The following is a 17,794-nucleotide window of genomic DNA, read 5'->3' as shown; positions in this document are numbered from 1 at the left end:
TAGCGACTGTCTACCGCCTAAAAATGCCTGCCTGCGGGAATAGCGACCCCGTCGCCGCGTACATCCGCTGCACGCTCTCGAAAGAGGGTGGGCGATCCCCACCCGGCTGCGTACGGCCCCCGAAGCAGCCGGACCGAGCCGCCCTGCCTGGCCCAAGAGGCAGGGCGGTTCACCCCCACTTTCCCTTGACGGGAACCGGGTGAGCGCCCATCTGCCTAATCGGATCGAATCAGTCCGATTGGAAGCGAAACCCCGCAATGCGCCTGTCCAGCCTTGCCGACTATGCCGTCGTGATGCTGTCTGCCGCCGCCCGGCACGGGCAGGGCGAAAGGCTGACCGCGACCTTGCTGTCGGACGAGACGGGCGTGCCTCTGCCGACCGCGCAGAAGCTGATGGGCCGGCTGGCCCAGGCCGGCTTGCTGGTCTCGGCGCGCGGCACCGGCGGTGGCGTCCGCCTGGCGCGCGATCCCGCGGCGATCAGTCTGGCGGACATCATCGAGGCGGTCGAAGGCCCGATCGCGATGACCGCCTGTGTCGACGATCATCGCCACGACTGCAGCCTCGAAGGCGCCTGTCGGGTGAAGCCGCACTGGTCGGTGGTCAACAACACCATTCGCGGCGCCCTGGGCGGCGTCAGCCTCGAAACCCTGTCGAGGGCATGAAATCATGAGCGACGTACGCAACAAGGCGGCCCATGAGGCCGCAGAACGCGCCTCCAACTATGAGTGGGGCTTCTCGTCGGAGATCGAGCAGGACTTCGCGCCCAAGGGGCTGAGCGAGGACACCGTCCGCTTCATCTCCGCCAAGAAGAACGAGCCCGAGTGGATGCTCGAATGGCGGCTGAAGGCCTATCGCCACTGGCTGACCATGACCCCGCCCGACTGGGCGAAGCTCAACGTCCCGCCGATCGACTATCAGGACGCCTATTATTACGCCGAGCCCAAGGCGAAGAAGGCGCTCGGTTCGCTCGATGAGGTCGATCCCGAGATCCTCAAGGTCTATGAGAAGCTCGGCATCCCGATCGAGGAGCAGAAGGTGCTCGCCGGGGTCGAGGGCAGCCGCAAGGTCGCGGTCGACGCCGTGTTCGACAGCGTGTCGGTCGCCACCACCTTCCGCGCCGAATTGGAGAAGGCCGGGGTCATCTTCCGCTCGATCTCCGAAGCGATCCGCGAATATCCCGATCTGGTCCGCAAATGGCTGGGCAAGGTCGTGCCGATGCACGACAATTATTTTGCGACGCTCAACTGCGCGGTCTTTTCCGACGGCACCTTCGTCTACATTCCCGAGGGCGTGCGCTGCCCGATGGAGCTGAGCACCTATTTCCGCATCAATGCGGAGAATACGGGGCAGTTCGAACGCACGCTGATCGTCGCCGACAAGGGCAGCCACGTTTCCTATCTCGAAGGCTGCACCGCGCCGATGCGCGACGAGAACCAGCTCCACGCCGCCGTGGTCGAACTGGTCGCGCTCGACGATGCCGAGATCAAATATTCGACCGTGCAGAACTGGTACCCCGGCGATGCCGAGGGGCGCGGCGGCATCTATAATTTCGTGACCAAGCGGGCATTGTGCCAGGGGCGCAACAGCAAGGTCAGCTGGACCCAGGTCGAGACCGGCAGCGCGATCACCTGGAAATATCCGAGCTGCGTTCTCGCGGGCGAGAACAGCGTCGGCGAATTCTACTCGGTCGCGGTCACCAACAACCGCCAGCAGGCCGACACCGGCACCAAGATGATCCATCTCGGCAAGGGATCGAAGTCGACGATCGTGTCGAAGGGCATCTCGGCCGGCCACAGCGACAACACCTATCGCGGGCTCGTTCGCGTGGCGCCCACCGCCGAGGGCGCGCGCAACTTCACCCAGTGCGACAGCCTGCTGCTGGGCGACCGCTGCGGCGCGCACACCGTGCCCTATATCGAGGTCAAGAACCCCTCGGCGCAGATCGAGCATGAGGCGACGACCTCGAAGATCAGCGACGACCAGCTCTTCTACGCGATGTCGCGCGGGCTCGATCAGGAAGCCTCTGTCGCGCTGATCGTCAACGGCTTCGCCAAGGAAGTGCTCCAGCAGCTGCCGATGGAATTCGCGGTCGAGGCGCAGAAGCTGCTCGGCATTTCGCTCGAAGGCAGCGTCGGATGATCGACCGCCGTCCCCACCCCAACCCCTCCCCTGAAGGGGAGGGGCTTTATCCCACACACATGATTGAGCTTCGCGATGAGGCGCGCCGTCTGATCACCCCTCCCCTGAAGGGGAGGGGCTGCAGACGAATGCCTTCATCCAGCACACCACGAATAGCGCGGTCTCCTTTTCACCCGAGTGCAAACCATGTTGAAGATTGAAAACCTCCACGCCGAAGTCGACGGCAAGCCGATCCTCAAGGGGCTGACCCTGTCGATTGGGCCGGGCGAGATCCATGCGATCATGGGCCCGAACGGCGCGGGCAAGTCGACCCTGTCCTATGTCCTCGCCGGTCGCCCCGGCTATGAGGTCACCGAGGGCAGCGTGTCGTTCCAGGGCGAGGACCTGCTGGAGAAGGCGCCGCACGAAAGGGCTGCCGCCGGCCTGTTCCTCGGCTTCCAATATCCGGTCGAGATTCCGGGCGTGTCGAATGTCCAGTTCCTGCGCGAGGCGCTCAATGCGCAGCGGCGGCTGCGCGGTGAAGAGCCGCTTTCGGGCGCTGACTTCCTCAAGCGCGCGCGCGCCCAGGCCGATGCGCTGGGGCTGAACATGGACATGCTCAAGCGGGCGGTGAACGTCGGCTTCTCGGGCGGCGAGAAGAAGCGCAACGAGATGGTGCAGATGGGCATCATCGACCCGGCGCTGGCGATCCTCGACGAGACCGATTCGGGCCTCGACATCGACGCGCTGCGCACCGTCGGCGAGGGCATCAACATGATCATGCGCAAGCCCGACAAGGCGGTTCTGCTGATCACCCATTACCAGCGCCTGCTCGACTATGTGAGGCCGGACTTCGTCCACGTCCTCGCGGCCGGCCGGATCGTCCGCACCGGCGGCGCCGACCTCGCGCTCGAGCTCGAACGCGAAGGCTATGGAGCGATCGCGGCGTGACGACGACGATCCAGATCCTCCCCGGCACGGGGAGGGGGACCATCCGCAGGATGGTGGAGGGGGCGTCCGACCTCCCGTCCATCGCTGCCGGGCTGGTTCTGCGCTGCCCCTCCACCGGCTTTGCCGGTTCCCCTCCCCGTTCCGGGGAGGAATGGGCATGACGCTGAGCCTTCCCTCTGCTCGTGACGAGGCCTGGCGCTGGTCCGATCTTTCGGGGCTCGAAGCGCTGGCATCCTCGCCTGCGCGCGGGCTTGCGGTGGACGTCGCCGGTCTGTGGATCGGCAGTGGGCCGCGCCTGCTGTTCGTCGACGGGCGCTATGACGCCGAAGGCAGCAGCCCAGGCCCGGTCATGATCGGCGTGGTCGATGCGGCGTCCGCCCATCCGCTCGGCCGTCTCGCGCAGGGCGCCGGCTGGACGCTGACCCTCGCCAGGGATGCTGTCGCGGGCGCGCCGTCGATCGAGATCGTCCATGTGGCGACCGGCGGGGCTAACCATGTTCCGGCCAGCATAGAGCTCGCCGAGAATGCCCAGGCCTCGATCGTCGAAACCCATGTCGGCGACGGCTGGGCGAACCGGCTGACCCGCATCGCGCTGGGCCGCTCGGCGCGGCTGATGCGGGCGATCCGGGTCGTGCAGGAAAGCGGCTTCGTCTCGCTGCGCGACGAAGCGCGGCTGGATGCAGGGGCCAGCATCGTGACCACGCTGCTCGGTGCCGGCGGAGCGGGAACCCGGCTCGACGCCGAGATTCGCATCGAGGGGCCGGGCGCCTTCGCCGAACATGGCGGTGCGCTGCTGGCGCGCGGCGAGCAGCGTCATGACGCTGCTGTCGTGGTCCACCATGCCGCCGCCGAGGGCACGAGCCGCCAGCTGTGGCGAGCGGTCGCCGACGATCGCGCGACGACCAGCATGGCGGCGCGGGTCGAAGTGGCGCGTGATGCGCAGAAGACCGACGGCGAGCAGAGTCTGCGCGGGTTGATGCTCAAGCGCACCGCCACGGTGAACCTCAAGCCCGAGCTGGAGATTTTCGCCGACGACGTGAAATGCGCGCATGGCGCCACGGTCGGCGAGCTCGATGCACAGGCGCTGTTCTACATGACGTCGCGTGGGATCACGCCCGATCGCGCCCGCGCGCTGCTGACCCAGGCCTTCATCGCCGACGCGCTGTCGCGGATCGGCGACGAGGCCGTGCGCGAGGCGTTCCAGGCGGATGCCGAGGCCTGGCTGGAGGAGAGAGCATGAACGCGATCGCCGACATCGCCAAGACGAGCCGCCGGGCGGACTTTCCGGGAATCCCCGATGGCTGGCACTATCTCGACACCGCTGCCACGGCGCAGAAGCCGCAGGCGGTGATCGATGCCATCGCGCGCGGTTATGGCGAGGACTATGCGACCGTCCATCGCGGCGTCTATCGCCGCTCGGCCGACATGACGATCGCCTATGAGGCGGCGCGCCAGCGGGTCGCCCGCTTCCTTAACGCGCGCAGCAACGATGAGATCGTCTTCGTGCGCGGTGCCACCGAGGCGATCAACCTGGTGGCGCAAAGCTGGGGCGTGTCCACGCTCAAGGCCGGCGACCGCATTCTGCTGTCGCAGCTCGAGCATCATTCGAACATCGTCCCCTGGCAGCTGCTGCGCGAGCGCACCGGTGTGGAGATCGACGTCTGCCCGCTGACCGCCGACGGCCGGATCGACCTCGACGCGGCCGAGGCGATGCTGACCGATCGGCACCGGCTGGTGGCGCTGGCTCATGTCTCCAACGTGCTGGGCTCGACCCTCGATGCGCGTCGGGCGGCCGATCTGGCGCACCGCGTCGGCGCCAAGATACTGATCGACGGCTGCCAGGCCGTGCCGCGCATGACGGTCGACGTGCAGGCGCTCGATTGCGACTTCTATGTCTTTTCCGGGCACAAGCTTTACGGCCCGACCGGCATCGGCGCGCTGTGGGCGCGGGGCGAGCTGCTCGAGGCGATGCCGCCTTATCAGGGCGGCGGCTCGATGATCGACCGCGTAACCTTTGCTGCGACCAGCTGGGCGCCGCCACCACAGCGTTTCGAGGCAGGGACGCCGCACATCGTCGGCGCGCTCGGGCTGCACGCCGCGATCGACTATGTCGCCGCGATCGGGCTCGACGCGATTGAGGCGCATGAAAAGGCGCTGGTCGCGAAGGCGCGCGATGCGCTGTCGGCGATCAACAGCGTACGGCTGTTCGGCCCCGCCGATTCGGCCGGTATCGTCAGCTTCGCGATCGAGGGGGTGCATCCCCACGACATCGGCACCATATTGGACGAGGAAGGCGTGGCGATCCGCGCGGGGCATCATTGTGCTCAGCCGCTGATGGACCATCTCGATCTGCCGGCGACGGCGCGGGCGAGCTTCGGTATCTATAATGACGAGGATGACGTGGCCGCTCTGGCGCGCGGGATCGAACGTGTGACGCGGATATTCGGATGATGGACGAACAGACCAACGACAGCGGCAAGATCCTGACCGAGGAGGTCGAATCGGTGACGCCACCGCCCCGGGCACGGGTCGATCTCGACGCACTCGAGGCCGAGGCGCCGGCGGCACAGCCCGCCCGCAAGCCCGACTATCTCGATGGCTTCCTCGCGCAGCGGCCGCAGGCCGAAGCGGCGGCGGGCGAGCCGGGCGGTGAAATCTACGAGGGCGTCATCACGGCGCTCAAGGAGATCTTCGATCCCGAGATACCGGTGAACATCTACGACCTCGGGCTCGTCTATGGCGTCGAAGTCGCCGACAATGCCCATGTCGTCGTCACGATGACGCTGACCACGCCGCACTGCCCGGTGGCCGAGTCGATGCCGGGCGAGGTCGAACTGCGCGTCGGCGCGGTGCCGGGAGTCGGGTCGGCCGAGGTCAACCTGATCTGGGATCCGCCCTGGGACCCGCAGAAGATGTCCGATGAAGCGAAGCTCGAACTGGGAATGCTCTGAACGCCCCGCTGGGGATGGAGACTGAAATGACCGCGACCACCACCACGACCCGCGCCCGCCCCGCCGCGCTGATCCTGACGCCATCGGCAGAGGCGCGCATCGCCAAGCTGATGGAGACGGCGCCGGAGGATGCCATCGGCGTCAAGCTGTCGACCCCGCGTCGCGGCTGCTCGGGGCTTGCCTATTCGGTCGACTATGTGACCGCGGCCGATCCGTTCGACGAGAAGATCGAGACATCCGGTGGCGACTTCTATGTCGATGGCGGTTCGCTGCTTTATCTGGTCGGCTCGACGATGGACTGGGTCGAGGACGATTTCTCCGCAGGCTTCGTCTTCCAGAACCCCAATGCCAAGGGCATGTGCGGCTGCGGCGAGAGCTTCACCGTCTGACTCGATACGGCTCGGGGCGAGGGTGGCCCGGATAGCCGCGCTTCACCAGAATGCGCCGGTAAGCGGCTGCTTATACCCCCTCCCGTAAGCTCCTTGCGGATGGCGCGGACCCGTGCCCCGACAGAGATGGTCTCCCACGATGTACAGGAGACCGCCGATGACGACGAACCATCATGACGAGACCCGCGAAGTAGCGCTGCGACCGCGCCGCTGGGATCCATTGGTCAAGCTCACCCACTGGTCGATCGTCGCAGCGATCGTCGCCAATGCCCTCTTCACCGGGGAAGGCAGCTACGCCCATGTGCTGGTTGGCTACGGCCTGGCGGCCCTATTAGCCCTGCGGCTCGTCTGGGGCCTGGTGGGGCCGGCCGAGGCCCGGTTCACGGCCTTCCCGCCAAGCCGCCGCCGCGCGATCGCGCATATCCGTGAAATCGCCAGCGGGGATCGCAGGCCTCATCCCTCGCACAATCCGCTCGGGGCGCTGATGGTCTATGCCATCTGGGCGACCCTGCTGGTGATCATTGCGAGCGGCGCCATCATGACTGAACCGCGCCTCTTCAGTCCGGCGGCGACGGCCCAAGCGATCCCGTCCACCGCAGCAAGCGCGCTCAGCGACGAGTCCGAGGATGAGGACGAAACTGGCGAAGAGCGGGAGGAGGGCGCGCTCGGCGAGGTTCACGAGGCAGCCGTGACGCTGCTCTACGGATTGATCTTGCTGCATATTGGCGGCGTCCTGTTCGAAAGCCGCCGGCAGGGCCGGAACCTGACGCTGGCGATGCTACCGGGGCGGGGCTAGGCTGTCGCCATGCCGAGCGCCAGACAAGCACAGCTGCACCGCAGGACCTTCGCGACGACGCTGGTGGTGGCGCTTCAGGCACTCGCGACGATGCTGTTCCTGCTGGACTTGCTCGGCGACATCGCTGCGGAGGGCTGGAGCGCCCATCTGGCGGTGGAAGCCGCCGCTGCGGTAGCGCTGCTCGTCGGAGCGGTAGCCGGAGCGCTGCAGATTCGCGCGCTGATCGAGCAGGCGCGGCAGGACGACCTCGCCGTGGCGCTCGCGCGCGGCACTGTCGCCGCGTTGGTGCAGCTGCGCTTCACGGAATGGCGACTCACGCCTGCCGAGGCCGATGTCGCGCTGTTTGCGCTGAAAGGTGCCGACGTCGCCGAAATTGCGCGGCTGCGCGGGGCGGCCGAAGGAACGGTGCGGGCTCAACTGTCGCGTATCTATGCTAAGGCCGGGGTCGGAGGTCAGTCGGCGCTGGTTGCATCGTTCCTGGATGACCTGCTCGACCCGGGGCCTAACACTGCCGGGAAGGACGAGATTGCATGAGGCGGCACAAGGAATCGCATCTCGTTTCGCGGATCGGCTGGCTGCGCGCCGCCGTTCTCGGGGCGAATGACGGCATCGTCTCGACGGCGAGCCTGATCCTCGGGGTGGCGGCTTCCGGAGCCGAGCGACCGGCGCTGCTGGTTGCCGCGACGGCCGGTCTCGTGGCCGGCGCCATGTCCATGGCTGCGGGCGAATATGTCTCGGTGAGTTCGCAGGCCGATACCGAAGCCGCCGATCTCGGGCGCGAGCGGGTCGAGCTGGCAACCGATCCGCTGATGGAGCAGCGCGAACTCGCGGCCATCTATGTCGGTCGCGGGGTCGATCCGGAAACCGCCGACAGGGTGGCGGCGCAGATGATGGCGCACGACGCGATCGGCGCCCATGCGCGCGACGAGCTCAACATCACCGAGGTGACCGCCGCGCGGCCCGTCCTCGCCGCGCTGGCGTCGGCCGCGACTTTCACCGCCGGGGCGCTGCTGCCGGTTCTGCTGGCGGCGGTCCTGCCGATGGCGTGGATGGTGGCGGGCGAGGCCACGGGCTCTATCCTGTTCCTCGCCTTGCTCGGCGCGCTCGGTGCCCGCGCGGGCGGGGCGACGATCGGCAGGCCGGTGCTGCGGGTGGTGTTCTGGGGCGCGCTCGCCATGGCGCTGACTGCCGGCATCGGGCGACTGGTGGGCACGGCGGTCTGACGACAGGCGGGGCGACGTGCCTGTACGGTTGCCACCCCTTGTCCAAGCGGCTACTCGCGCGGCCATGGACACAGCGCTTCGCCACATCGACGCCTGGATCTTCGATCTGGACAACACGCTTTACCCGGCGTCGGTGGATCTGTTCGGGCTGATCGACGTGCGTATGGGCCTGTATGTCCAGCGGCTGCTGGGGGTCGACCCGGTCGAGGCCAAGCGCGTCCAGAAGCAGATGTTCCGCGAGCATGGCACCACATTGTCGGGGCTGATGCAGAGCCACGGGATCGACCCGCACGAATTCCTCGCCTTCGTTCACGACATCGAGATGGACGTGCTGTCGGAGGATCGCCGGCTGATCGACGCGATCGCGAAGCTGCCCGGCCGCAAGCTGATCTTCACCAATGGCGATGCCGATTATGCCGGCCGGGTGCTGCAGAAGCTGGGCCTGTCGAAGAGCTTCGAGGCGATCCACGACATCCACGCCTGCGCCTATCAGCCGAAGCCGCATGCCGCGAGCTATGCGTCGATGGTCGAGGCCTTCGGCATCGACCCGCGCACGTCGCTGTTCGTCGAGGACATGGCCCGCAATCTGAAGCCGGCCAAGGCGATCGGCATGACCACCGTGTGGGTCAACAACGGCTCCGAATATGGCGACCACGAGGCCGACCACAGCTTCATCGATTATGAGATTCGCGATGTCGGGCACTGGCTCGACGAACTGACAGCCACGCTTTGAGGGGAAACGACATGAGCGCCGATCTGCAGCAGATCATCGAAAAGGCCTGGGACGAACGCGAGGGCATCGGCTTCTCGACCAGGGGCGAGGTCCGCGACGCGGTCGAGACCGCGCTGGGCCTGCTCGACTCGGGTGAGCGGCGCGTGGCGGAGAAGGGCGAGGGCGGCTGGACGGTCAACCAGTGGCTCAAGAAGGCGGTGCTGCTGTCCTTCCGCCTCAACGACATGGAGCTGATCCCCGGCGGCTGCGGCGGCACCAGCTGGTGGGACAAGGTCCCTTCGAAGTTCGCCGGCTGGGGTGAGGCCGAGTTCCGTTCCGCCGGCTTCCGCGCCGTGCCCGGCTCGATCGTCCGCCGCGGCGCGTACATCGCCAAGGGTGCGGTGCTGATGCCCAGCTTCGTCAACCTCGGCGCCTTCGTCGGCGAAGGCACGATGGTCGACACCTGGACGACGGTCGGCAGCTGCGCGCAGATCGGCCGCAACGTCCATCTGTCGGGCGGCGTCGGCATCGGCGGCGTGCTCGAGCCGCTGCAGGCCGGCCCGGTCGTGATCGAGGACGACTGCTTCATCGGCGCCCGCTCGGAAGTGGCCGAGGGCGTGGTGGTCGAGCAGGGCGCGGTGCTGTCGATGGGCGTCTATCTCGGCGCCTCGACCAAGATCGTCGACCGCGCGAGCGGCGAGGTCTTCATCGGCCGCGTGCCGAGCTATTCGGTGGTCGTCCCCGGCACTTTGCCCGGCAAGGATGGTGGCCCCGGCCTCTATTGCGCGGTGATCGTCAAGCGCGTCGACGCGAAGACGCGGTCCAAGACCGGCATCAACGAACTGCTGCGCGACTGAGGCTTGGGATGTCCCTCCCTTCCGGGGGAGGGATGTCGCGGGGTGCGCAGGAAGAGCTCGCTGTCGCTCGCACCCACCCCTTCCCCCTCCCTTGAAAGGGAGGGGCTTATTCTTTTTTGTCAGCCCATGCCGATCAGGGTGCCGGCGCCGCGCTTGGTGAAGGCTTCGATCAGCATCGCGTGGGGTACGCGGCCGTCGAGGATGACGGCGGCGTCGACCCCACCCTCGACCGCATCGACGCAGGTTTCGAGCTTGGGGATCATGCCGCCCTGGATCGTGCCATCCTCGCGCAGTTCCGCGATCCGGCGCGGGTTGAGTTCGCGGATCAGCTGCTTTTCCTTGTCGAGCACACCGGCCACGTCGGTGAGCAGGAACAGGCGTGCCGCACCGAGGGCAATCGCGATCGCGCCGGCCATGGTGTCGGCGTTGACATTATAGGTGTGCCCGTCCTCGCCGATCGCGATCGGCGCGATGACCGGGATCATGCCGGCCCTGGACACGGTGTCGATCACGCGGCGGTCGATGTCGGCCGGCTCGCCGACGAAGCCGAGGTCGACGACCTGCTCGATATTGCTGTCCGGATCGCGCCGCGTGCGGCTGATCTTCTCGGCCACGACCATGCGGCCGTCCTTGCCCGACAGACCGACCGCGCGGCCACCCGCCTGGGAGATCCAGGAGACGATCTCCTTGTTGATCGAGCCGCACAGGACCATCTCGGCCACGCGCGCGGTCTCCGCGTCGGTCACGCGCAGGCCGTCGACGAAGCTGCTCTCGACGCCCAGGGTCTTCAGCATGCGGCCGATCTGCGGGCCGCCGCCATGGACCACGACCGGGTTGATCCCGACCGCCTTCAGCAGGACGATGTCCTCGGCGAAGTCGCGCGCGGCCTCGGGGTCGCCCATGGCGTGGCCGCCATATTTCACCACGAAGGTCTCGCCCGCATAGCGCTGCATATAGGGCAGTGCTTCGGTGAGGGTCTCCGCCTTGGCGAGGAGGATCGGGTCGGGGCTGTGATCGGTCGACATGGCGCGCCCCTTAGCGGAGCCGGGCCCCGGGATAAAGCATCGCTTTCGGCCTGTACTGGCTCGTTCGGTCAGCCGCGTGCGTCGATCCGGCGGCCGGCGACGACGAAGGCGGTGATCAGCGGCGGCACCAGCACGATCGACAGGACGACCTTGGTCAGCATCTGCCCGCCCATCAGGCCCAATATCTCACGCTCGCCGTAAAAGCTGATGGTGATGAACATGATCGTGTCGGCGATCTGGCTGATGACGCTGGCGATCATGCCGCGCAGCCAGACGAAGCGTCCGACGCCGCTGCCCTTCAGCCGGTCGAAGATCAGGACGTTGAGCGTCTGCGACAGGCCATAGGAGATCAGCCCGGCGATCATCATCCGCGCGCCCTGGCCTACGACGATCGGGAAAGCCTCGACCGCCGGCGGATACATGCCGGGATCGGTCGGCAAAGCGAGGACCAGCTGGATCAGCAGCGCAGAGATGATCAGTGGCAGGAAACCCCAGCGGACGAGCGAGTCGGCCACCGTCCGGCCATGGAGTTCGGCGACCGCGCTGCCCATGACGACCAGCAGCAGGAAGGCGAAGATGCCGGCCTCTACGGCAAGCGGGCCAAGCGCCACCTGCTTCACCCCGAGCACGCCGGCGATGCAGACCATCCCGCCATAGAAGATCGAGATGATGAAGAGCGAGCGGGGCGGGCGGGCGTCCTGCGCCGGCGGGGTGGGGGCGGTCATGCCGCACTGCTAACGGCTTTGCGGCGGCGGCGAAAGAGCGCTTGACCGGCGCTGCGCGCTCGACAAGGTGGGCCTTTCTTGGCGCTTTGGGGATGTTTCCGGATGACGAAATGGCTGACCGGGCTGGCCGGCATCGTGCTGATCCTGCTCGTGGCGGTGGCGCTGTCGTCCGACCGGAAGGCGATCCGCCTGCGCGTCGTCGGATCGGCCTTCGCGCTGCAGGCGGGAATCGCCGTGCTCGTCCTCTACGTTCCCTGGGGCCGTGCGCTGCTCGGCGGAATGGCGGCAGGCGTGTCGAGCCTGCTCGGCTATGCCCAGTCGGGCACCGATTTTCTGTTCGGTTCGCTGGTCAAGCCCGAGATCGGCGGGAACAGCTTCGCGCTAGCCGCTCTTCCGGTGATCATCTTCTTCGCCTCGTTGGTCTCGATCCTCTATTTTCTCGGCATCATGCAGTTCGTGATCCGCTGGGTCGGCGGCGCGATCGAGAAGGTGACCGGCGTGTCGAAGGTCGAGTCGCTGTGCGCGGCGGCGAACATCTTCGTCGGGCAGAGCGAGTCGCCGCTCGTCATCCGGCCCTATCTGGCCGGCCTCGCACCGCACCAGATGTTCGCGGTGATGGTCACCGGCATGGCCGGCGTCGCGGGCACGATCCTTGCGGCCTATGCGGCGATGGGAATCAGCGTCGACCTGCTGCTGGCGGCGAGCTTCATGGCGGCGCCGGGCGGATTGCTGATGGCCAAGATCATGATGCCCGATCCGGTCCAGCCCGAGGGGCGCTCGGCCGACGCGCTGGAGGAGGAGGCGATCGCGATCGCAGAGGCCAATGAAGAGGGCGAGCGGCCCGACAACATCATCATGGCGGCGGCGCTCGGTGCGCAGACCGGCGTGCGGATCGCGGTTTCGGTCGGGGCCATGGTTCTGGCCTTCGTCGGTCTCGTGGCGCTTGCCAATGGGCTGCTCGGCCAGGCAGGGGCGCTGTTCGGGCATCCGACGCTCAGCTTCCAGCAGATATTGGGCTTCATCTTCGCGCCGATCATGGTCCTGCTCAACATTCCCTGGGACCAGGCGCAGATCGTCGGCGGCCTGTTCGGCGAGAAGGTGACCCTCAACGAATTCGTCGCCTATATCCATCTCGGCCAGATCAAGGACACGCTGAGCCCGCACAGCGTCGCGGTGACCACTTTCGCCTTGTGCGGTTTCGCCAATTTCTCCTCGATCGCGATCCAGATGGCGTCGGCCGGCAGCCTCGCGCCCAACCAGCGTCCGATGATCGCGCGGCTGGGTATCAAGGCGCTCGTCGCCGGCAGCCTTGCGAACCTTATGTCGGCGGCGCTGGCGGGACTTCTCATCGCCTCCTGAACCCGACCCCGCCTGCTCCGTTACGCCTCTATCGTCACGCAGGTTTCCGGCAGGAGCAAGGACATGAAATGCGCATTGGCGATCGGCGCGGCTGTTGTCGTGGCGGTGCCGATCATGAGCCTGTCGGCGAGCCCGGCGCAGGCGCCCGGGGGCAGTCGGGTCGCGCTCGATCTGTCGGGGCTCGGATGAACGGCGGATTCCGCTGCTCAGGGTGAACGGGTCCGCGCGGTTACCGTGGAAGGCATAGCGACGCTCGCAGGTCTGTCCGGCTGATGTCGAACAGGGCGGTGTAGCGCCTGCTACGCCGCCTTCATCGCCCGTTGACGGCGACGCTGGACCGAAGAGCCGAGGCCGATCGCCTCGCGATATTTGGCGACGGTGCGGCGGGCGAGGTCGAAACCCTTCTCGCGCAGCAGTTCCACCAGCTTGTCGTCGGACAATATGTCGTCGCCCTCGGCGGCGATGAGCTTCGCGATCTGGCTCTTCACCGCTTCGGCCGACACCGCATCGCCGCCATCGGCGGCGGCAACGCCCGAGGTGAAGAAATATTTGAGTTCGTGCAGCCCGCGCTCGCAGACCAGATATTTGTTCGACGTCACCCGGCTGATCGTCGATTCATGCATGCCGACCGCATCGGCGATCGTCTTCAGCGTCAGCGGGCGGAGATGCTCGACGCCGTGCAGGAAGAAGGCTTCCTGCTGCTTGACGATCTCCTGCGTGACCTTGACGATCGTCCGGGCGCGCTGGTCGAGCGCCTTGACCAGCCAGTTGGCGGAGGTGAGGCATTCGCCCAGCCAGGCCTTGCTGCTCTTGTCCTGCGGCCCGCTCGACAGTTCGCTATAATAGCTGCGGTTGACGATCAGCCGGGGCATGCTCGCGCTGTTGAGCTCGATCGCCCAGCCGTCCCCTTTGCGGCGGACGAAGATGTCGGGCGTCACCGGGGCCGCCGGTTCGCCGCCGAAGCGCAGACCGGGCTTCGGGTCATAGCCGCGCAGCTCGCGGATCATGTCGGCCATGTCGTCTTCGTCGACGCCGCACAGGCGGCGAAGCTGCGGAATGGCGCCGCGAGCGAGCAGGTCGAGATTGTCGATCAGCTTGGCCATGGCGGGGTCGTAGCGATCGGCCTCGCGCGCCTGCAGCGCGATGCACTCGGCGAGCGAGCGGGCGCCGACGCCGGTCGGGTCGAGCGTCTGGATGACCGAGAGGACGCGCTCGACATCGAACAACGGCACGTCGAGCGCCTGGGCGATGTCGAAGGTCTGCCCTTCGAAATAGCCGGCCTCGTCGATCAGGTCGATCAGCCGGACCGCTATGGCGAGGTCCGCGCCGGACAGCAGCTCACCGGCCTGGGCGAGGAGATGATCGTGGAGCGACAGCCCGGCCGAGGCGCTCTCGCCGGGATCGGGTGCGTCCTCCGACAGTCCTCCGGAGGCGCCCTGGACGCCGAGCGAACCATCCATGCCCTGCATCGAATCGCTGGGGCTGTCATGGTGGAAGGTTTCGGACACGTAATCGGCGTCCAGCGGGGCGTCGGTTACGCCATTGCCGGCCTCGATCAGCCGGTCTGCGGTCGGCGCATCGTCGAAATCGCCGAAGCCGTCGGGAGCCTCCCCGCCGTCGCCGCTATCGAAATCGGGCACCTCGAAACTGTCGTCGGCATCTCCGCCGTCGCCGCGCTCGCCACCCGATTCGAGCAGCGGATTCTTCTCGATCTCCTCGGCGATGAACGCCTCGACTTCGAGGTTCGACAGCGCCAGCAGCTTGATCGCCTGCTGCAGCTGCGGCGTCATCACGAGCGACTGGCTCTGCCGCAGATCGAGGCGGGGCCCCAGTGCCATGGTTCAGAGCGCCGGTGGCATCGTCAGAGCGAAAAGCCCTCGCCCAGGTAGAGGCGACGGACATTGGGATCGGCGACGAGCGCGGCAGGGCTGCCCTGGAACAGCACCTTGCCGTCATAGATGATGCAGGCACGATCGACGATGTCGAGCGTCTCACGGACATTGTGATCGGTGATCAGCACGCCGATGTCGCGACTCTTGAGGTCGCGCACCAGATCGCGGATGTCGGCGATCGAGATCGGGTCGATGCCGGCGAAAGGCTCGTCGAGCAGCATGATCGACGGATCCGCCGCCAGCGCGCGTGCGATCTCGCAGCGGCGCCGTTCGCCGCCCGACAGCGCCATCGCCGCCGAATCGCGCAAATGGGTGAGGTGAAACTCTTCGAGCAGCGAATCGAGTCGCTCGGCCCGCTGCTTCTTGTCGGGCTCGACCAGCTCGAGCACCGCCATGATGTTCTGGCTGACCGACAGGCCGCGAAAGATCGAGGTTTCCTGCGGCAGATAGCCGAGCCCCAGGATCGCCCGGCGATACATCGGCAGAGTCGTGATGTCGTCGCCATCGAGCAGGATGCGGCCTGCATCGGGCCGGACCAGGCCCATCACCGAATAGAAGCAGGTCGTCTTGCCCGCGCCATTGGGGCCGAGCAGGCCGACCACCTCGCCGCGCGCGACGTCGAGCGAGATGTCGCTGAGCACCTGTCGCCGGTCGTAGCTCTTGGCGATCGACACGACCGACAGACCGCGCACCACGCCGGTGCCGTCGGAGCCGGCAGGTCGTTCGAGGGTGGCAGAGTCGGTCATTGTCGGATCATCCCGGCGAAGGCTTCGCGTTGCGCCTGATTAGACGACCCCGCTGCCCATGGAAACTGGCAAGCTTCGTGCATGGATATTTTTGGCGCCGGTCGGGGGAGCGGGTGCGACGGTTCGAGCCGAGCCGGACGGTATCGCCCGGTCGAGCGTCAGTTCTGCGACCGCGGCGGGGGCGTGAAGCGGCCGGTCACGCGACCGCCGCCGCTGCCCGAACTGCCGCCGTCGAGCGAGGCCTGGCCGCTGTTCATGTTGATGACCAGCCGGTTGCCCTTGGTCTCGCCCTTGCCCGCACGGCTGACGGTGACGCCACCGATCATCGTGACCAGGCGGGAGCGCAGGTCGTAGATCGCATATTGCGAACGCGCGGTTTCGGTCGCGGTGGTCAGGACGACGCTGCCCGATGCATCCATCCGGTTGACCTGGGTCTGGTCGGCCGAGGTGTAATTGATCGTGACGCGGGCAGCGCGCAGCGTCATGTCGCCCTGCTTGACCTCGACATTGCCCGTCAGGATCGCCCGGTCGCTGCGGTCCTGCAACTCGATGCGGTCTGCGGCGAAGTCGACCGGGGCGTTGGCATTGTGGTTCTTGAGCGAGGTCGCGGTCTGCGCGGCGAGCGGAAGCGCGGCCAGCGACAGCGTCGCGACCAGCAGCCTTTTCGCCATCCGCACCCGTCCGATCACGCTCAGCCTCCGTTGTTCGCCCCAGCGCCCTTACGAGCGGGAGCCTTGGGCGCTGCTGTGGCGCTTCGCTGGTCGATATGCAAGCGCGCTCGGCCTTCGAGCACCACGACGCGGGCGTTCAGATCGGCGGTGAAGCGGTCGCCCGAAAAGGTCCCGACATTCATCCGGCCGTCGACCGGTCCCTCGCTCGCCACCTTGCGGGTCTTGAGGTCGATGCCGACGTCGCGTGTCTCGATAGTGTAGCCGTCGGCCGAGTTGAAATGGACAGGTCCGTCGATCGCGACCTTCTCGCTGTCCATGTCGTAGCGGCCATTATTGGCGATGATTCGGGCCGGACCCTCGGGAAGCTGGATCTGTGCTGCGAGCTTCTGCATCCGCACCACCGGATCGCGCGAGGTGGTCTGCACCGCCGAGCCGGCCGTCAGCTGGAAGGCCTGCCCCTTCGCGTCCTGGCCGCGATAGGTTGCCGTGGTCACCCGCATCCGCTCGCGCGCCACCGCGACGCGGTCCTTTGCCAGCACGAAGCTGATATCGCGTCCTACGGTCAACGGGGCGATGGCGAGCAGGATCACCAATGCTCCGACCGCAACGGGCAGCACCAGACGCAGGATCCCGATCAGCCGGTCGTGCCGGCTGCCGCTGGCAGCCCAGAGCTGGCGCTGGCTGCGGACACGATCGGCGAGTTCGGACATGCGTCGGAGCTCCGTCAGGCGTCGGCGCGGGTGCGCCGGCGATCACACATGCGCGAAGATGTCGATCTCCGGCCAGCCGGCGAGGTCGAGCTCGGCGCGGGCCGGAAGGAAATCGAAACAGGCCTGGGCCAGCGCGGTGCGACCCTCGCGGGCCAGCCGTTCGTCCAGAATCGTCCGCATCGCGTGCAGATAGCGCACGTCGGAGGCCGCATAGTCCTTCTGCGCGTCGGACAGGTCGGGCGCGCCCCAGTCCGAAGACTGCTGCTGCTTCGACACGTCCTGACCGAGCAGTTCGCGGACCAGTTCCTTCAGCCCATGGCGGTCGGTATAGGTGCGGATCAGGCGCGACGCGGTTTTGGTGCAATAGACCGGGGCCGCCATCACGCCGAGATAATGCTTGATCGCGGCGAGGTCGAAGCGGGCGAAGTGGTAGAGCTTCAGCCGCTCGGGATCGGCGAGCACCGCGCGCAGATTGGGGGCCGCATAATCGCTGCCGGCGGCGAAGCGCACGAGATGCTCGTCGCCGCGTCCGTCCGAAATCTGGACGAGGCAGAGCCGGTCGCGCGGGGTGATCAAGCCCATCGTTTCGGTATCCACCGCGACCGGGCCGGGGCCCAGCGCGCCCTCGGGCAGGTCTTCCTGATGCAAATAGACTGTCATCGCGTCGCC

General features: G+C 67.0%; 21 protein-coding genes. 14 read left to right on the top strand and 7 right to left on the bottom strand.

What is annotated here, in order from left to right; genetic code table 11:
- Positions 1-257 precede the first annotated feature (257 nt).
- The 12 genes from ACNI3R_RS13415 to dapD all read left to right on the top strand — a co-directional run bounded on the left by ACNI3R_RS13415 (position 258) and on the right by dapD (position 9,997).
- Complete coding sequence (locus tag ACNI3R_RS13415; protein WP_296618729.1) at positions 258-662, top strand: SUF system Fe-S cluster assembly regulator; 405 nt, start codon at positions 258-260, stop codon at positions 660-662.
- 4 nt (positions 663-666) lie between these two features.
- Entirely contained in the window at positions 667-2,139 is a 1,473-nt protein-coding gene (gene sufB, locus ACNI3R_RS13410) for a Fe-S cluster assembly protein SufB (RefSeq protein ID WP_426184093.1), read from the top strand.
- A 186-nt stretch (positions 2,140-2,325) separates the two neighbouring features.
- The gene (sufC, locus tag ACNI3R_RS13405) at positions 2,326-3,069 is read left to right on the top strand and encodes a Fe-S cluster assembly ATPase SufC (RefSeq protein ID WP_426184091.1); all 744 of its coding nucleotides are present in this window, start codon (positions 2,326-2,328) and stop codon (positions 3,067-3,069) included.
- 157 nt (positions 3,070-3,226) lie between these two features.
- Positions 3,227-4,309 (top strand): SufB/SufD family protein, encoded by a 1,083-nt coding sequence (locus ACNI3R_RS13400; protein WP_426184089.1) that lies wholly within the window; start codon positions 3,227-3,229, stop codon positions 4,307-4,309.
- A complete protein-coding gene (locus tag ACNI3R_RS13395; RefSeq protein WP_426184087.1) occupies positions 4,306-5,520 on the top strand; it encodes a cysteine desulfurase in 1,215 nt (404 codons plus the stop codon). Before ACNI3R_RS13400 ends, ACNI3R_RS13395 begins: the two co-directional genes overlap by 4 nt.
- Positions 5,517-6,020 (top strand): SUF system Fe-S cluster assembly protein, encoded by a 504-nt coding sequence (locus tag ACNI3R_RS13390; protein ID WP_426184085.1) that lies wholly within the window; start codon positions 5,517-5,519, stop codon positions 6,018-6,020. Before ACNI3R_RS13395 ends, ACNI3R_RS13390 begins: the two co-directional genes overlap by 4 nt.
- 26 nt (positions 6,021-6,046) lie before the next feature.
- Positions 6,047-6,409: a HesB/IscA family protein gene (locus ACNI3R_RS13385; protein WP_426184083.1), complete on the top strand. Its 363-nt coding sequence runs from the start codon at positions 6,047-6,049 to the stop codon at positions 6,407-6,409.
- 157 nt (positions 6,410-6,566) lie between these two features.
- Positions 6,567-7,205 (top strand): cytochrome b/b6 domain-containing protein, encoded by a 639-nt coding sequence (locus ACNI3R_RS13380; RefSeq protein ID WP_426184081.1) that lies wholly within the window; start codon positions 6,567-6,569, stop codon positions 7,203-7,205.
- A 9-nt stretch (positions 7,206-7,214) separates the two neighbouring features.
- Positions 7,215-7,739 carry a helix-turn-helix transcriptional regulator gene (locus ACNI3R_RS13375; protein WP_426184079.1) on the top strand — a complete coding sequence of 175 codons (525 nt, stop codon included), beginning with the start codon at positions 7,215-7,217 and terminating at the stop codon, positions 7,737-7,739.
- Positions 7,736-8,428 carry a VIT1/CCC1 transporter family protein gene (locus ACNI3R_RS13370; protein WP_426184077.1) on the top strand — a complete coding sequence of 231 codons (693 nt, stop codon included), beginning with the start codon at positions 7,736-7,738 and terminating at the stop codon, positions 8,426-8,428. The genes ACNI3R_RS13375 and ACNI3R_RS13370 overlap by 4 nt, the downstream gene beginning before the upstream one ends.
- A gap of 64 nt (positions 8,429-8,492) precedes the next feature.
- Positions 8,493-9,161: a pyrimidine 5'-nucleotidase gene (locus ACNI3R_RS13365; protein WP_426184075.1), complete on the top strand. Its 669-nt coding sequence runs from the start codon at positions 8,493-8,495 to the stop codon at positions 9,159-9,161.
- Positions 9,162-9,172: 11 nt separating this feature from the next.
- On the top strand, positions 9,173-9,997 hold the full coding sequence (dapD, locus tag ACNI3R_RS13360) for a 2,3,4,5-tetrahydropyridine-2,6-dicarboxylate N-succinyltransferase (RefSeq protein ID WP_426184073.1): 825 nt from the start codon (positions 9,173-9,175) through the stop codon (positions 9,995-9,997).
- Positions 9,998-10,116: 119 nt separating this feature from the next.
- Here the strand turns inward: dapD and argB are convergent, their stop codons facing one another.
- Together argB and ACNI3R_RS13350 are read right to left on the bottom strand one after the other, a co-directional pair.
- The gene (argB, locus tag ACNI3R_RS13355; RefSeq protein ID WP_426184071.1) at positions 10,117-11,022 is read right to left on the bottom strand and encodes an acetylglutamate kinase; all 906 of its coding nucleotides are present in this window, start codon (positions 11,020-11,022) and stop codon (positions 10,117-10,119) included.
- 68 nt (positions 11,023-11,090) lie between these two features.
- Entirely contained in the window at positions 11,091-11,747 is a 657-nt protein-coding gene (locus ACNI3R_RS13350; protein ID WP_426184069.1) for a queuosine precursor transporter, read from the bottom strand.
- A gap of 102 nt (positions 11,748-11,849) precedes the next feature.
- On the opposite strand from ACNI3R_RS13350, the gene ACNI3R_RS13345 reads away from it, so the two are divergent.
- Together ACNI3R_RS13345 and ACNI3R_RS13340 are read left to right on the top strand one after the other, a co-directional pair.
- Positions 11,850-13,106 carry a NupC/NupG family nucleoside CNT transporter gene (locus ACNI3R_RS13345; protein ID WP_426184067.1) on the top strand — a complete coding sequence of 419 codons (1,257 nt, stop codon included), beginning with the start codon at positions 11,850-11,852 and terminating at the stop codon, positions 13,104-13,106.
- A 63-nt stretch (positions 13,107-13,169) separates the two neighbouring features.
- Entirely contained in the window at positions 13,170-13,295 is a 126-nt protein-coding gene (locus ACNI3R_RS13340) for a hypothetical protein (protein ID WP_426184065.1), read from the top strand.
- A 110-nt stretch (positions 13,296-13,405) separates the two neighbouring features.
- Here ACNI3R_RS13340 and rpoN read toward each other — a convergent pair whose 3' ends face one another.
- From rpoN to ACNI3R_RS13315, 5 genes are all read right to left on the bottom strand, one after another.
- Positions 13,406-14,944 carry an RNA polymerase factor sigma-54 gene (gene rpoN, locus ACNI3R_RS13335; protein WP_426184063.1) on the bottom strand — a complete coding sequence of 513 codons (1,539 nt, stop codon included), beginning with the start codon at positions 14,942-14,944 and terminating at the stop codon, positions 13,406-13,408.
- A gap of 23 nt (positions 14,945-14,967) precedes the next feature.
- Positions 14,968-15,744 (bottom strand): LPS export ABC transporter ATP-binding protein, encoded by a 777-nt coding sequence (gene lptB, locus ACNI3R_RS13330; protein WP_426184061.1) that lies wholly within the window; start codon positions 15,742-15,744, stop codon positions 14,968-14,970.
- 158 nt (positions 15,745-15,902) lie between these two features.
- A complete protein-coding gene (locus tag ACNI3R_RS13325; protein WP_426184200.1) occupies positions 15,903-16,415 on the bottom strand; it encodes an LptA/OstA family protein in 513 nt (170 codons plus the stop codon).
- 20 nt (positions 16,416-16,435) lie between these two features.
- Positions 16,436-17,125, bottom strand: a complete 690-nt coding sequence (gene lptC, locus ACNI3R_RS13320) for an LPS export ABC transporter periplasmic protein LptC (protein ID WP_426184059.1) — start codon at positions 17,123-17,125, stop codon at positions 16,436-16,438.
- Positions 17,126-17,167: 42 nt separating this feature from the next.
- Complete coding sequence (locus ACNI3R_RS13315; RefSeq protein ID WP_426184057.1) at positions 17,168-17,785, bottom strand: ribonuclease D; 618 nt, start codon at positions 17,783-17,785, stop codon at positions 17,168-17,170.
- Positions 17,786-17,794 lie beyond the last annotated feature (9 nt).

The organism is Rhizorhabdus antheiae (assembly GCF_049889055.1).
Lineage (GTDB): Bacteria > Pseudomonadota > Alphaproteobacteria > Sphingomonadales > Sphingomonadaceae > Rhizorhabdus.
Note: the sequence above shows the minus strand (reverse complement) of the source record. Positions and strands in the feature narration are given on the sequence as shown.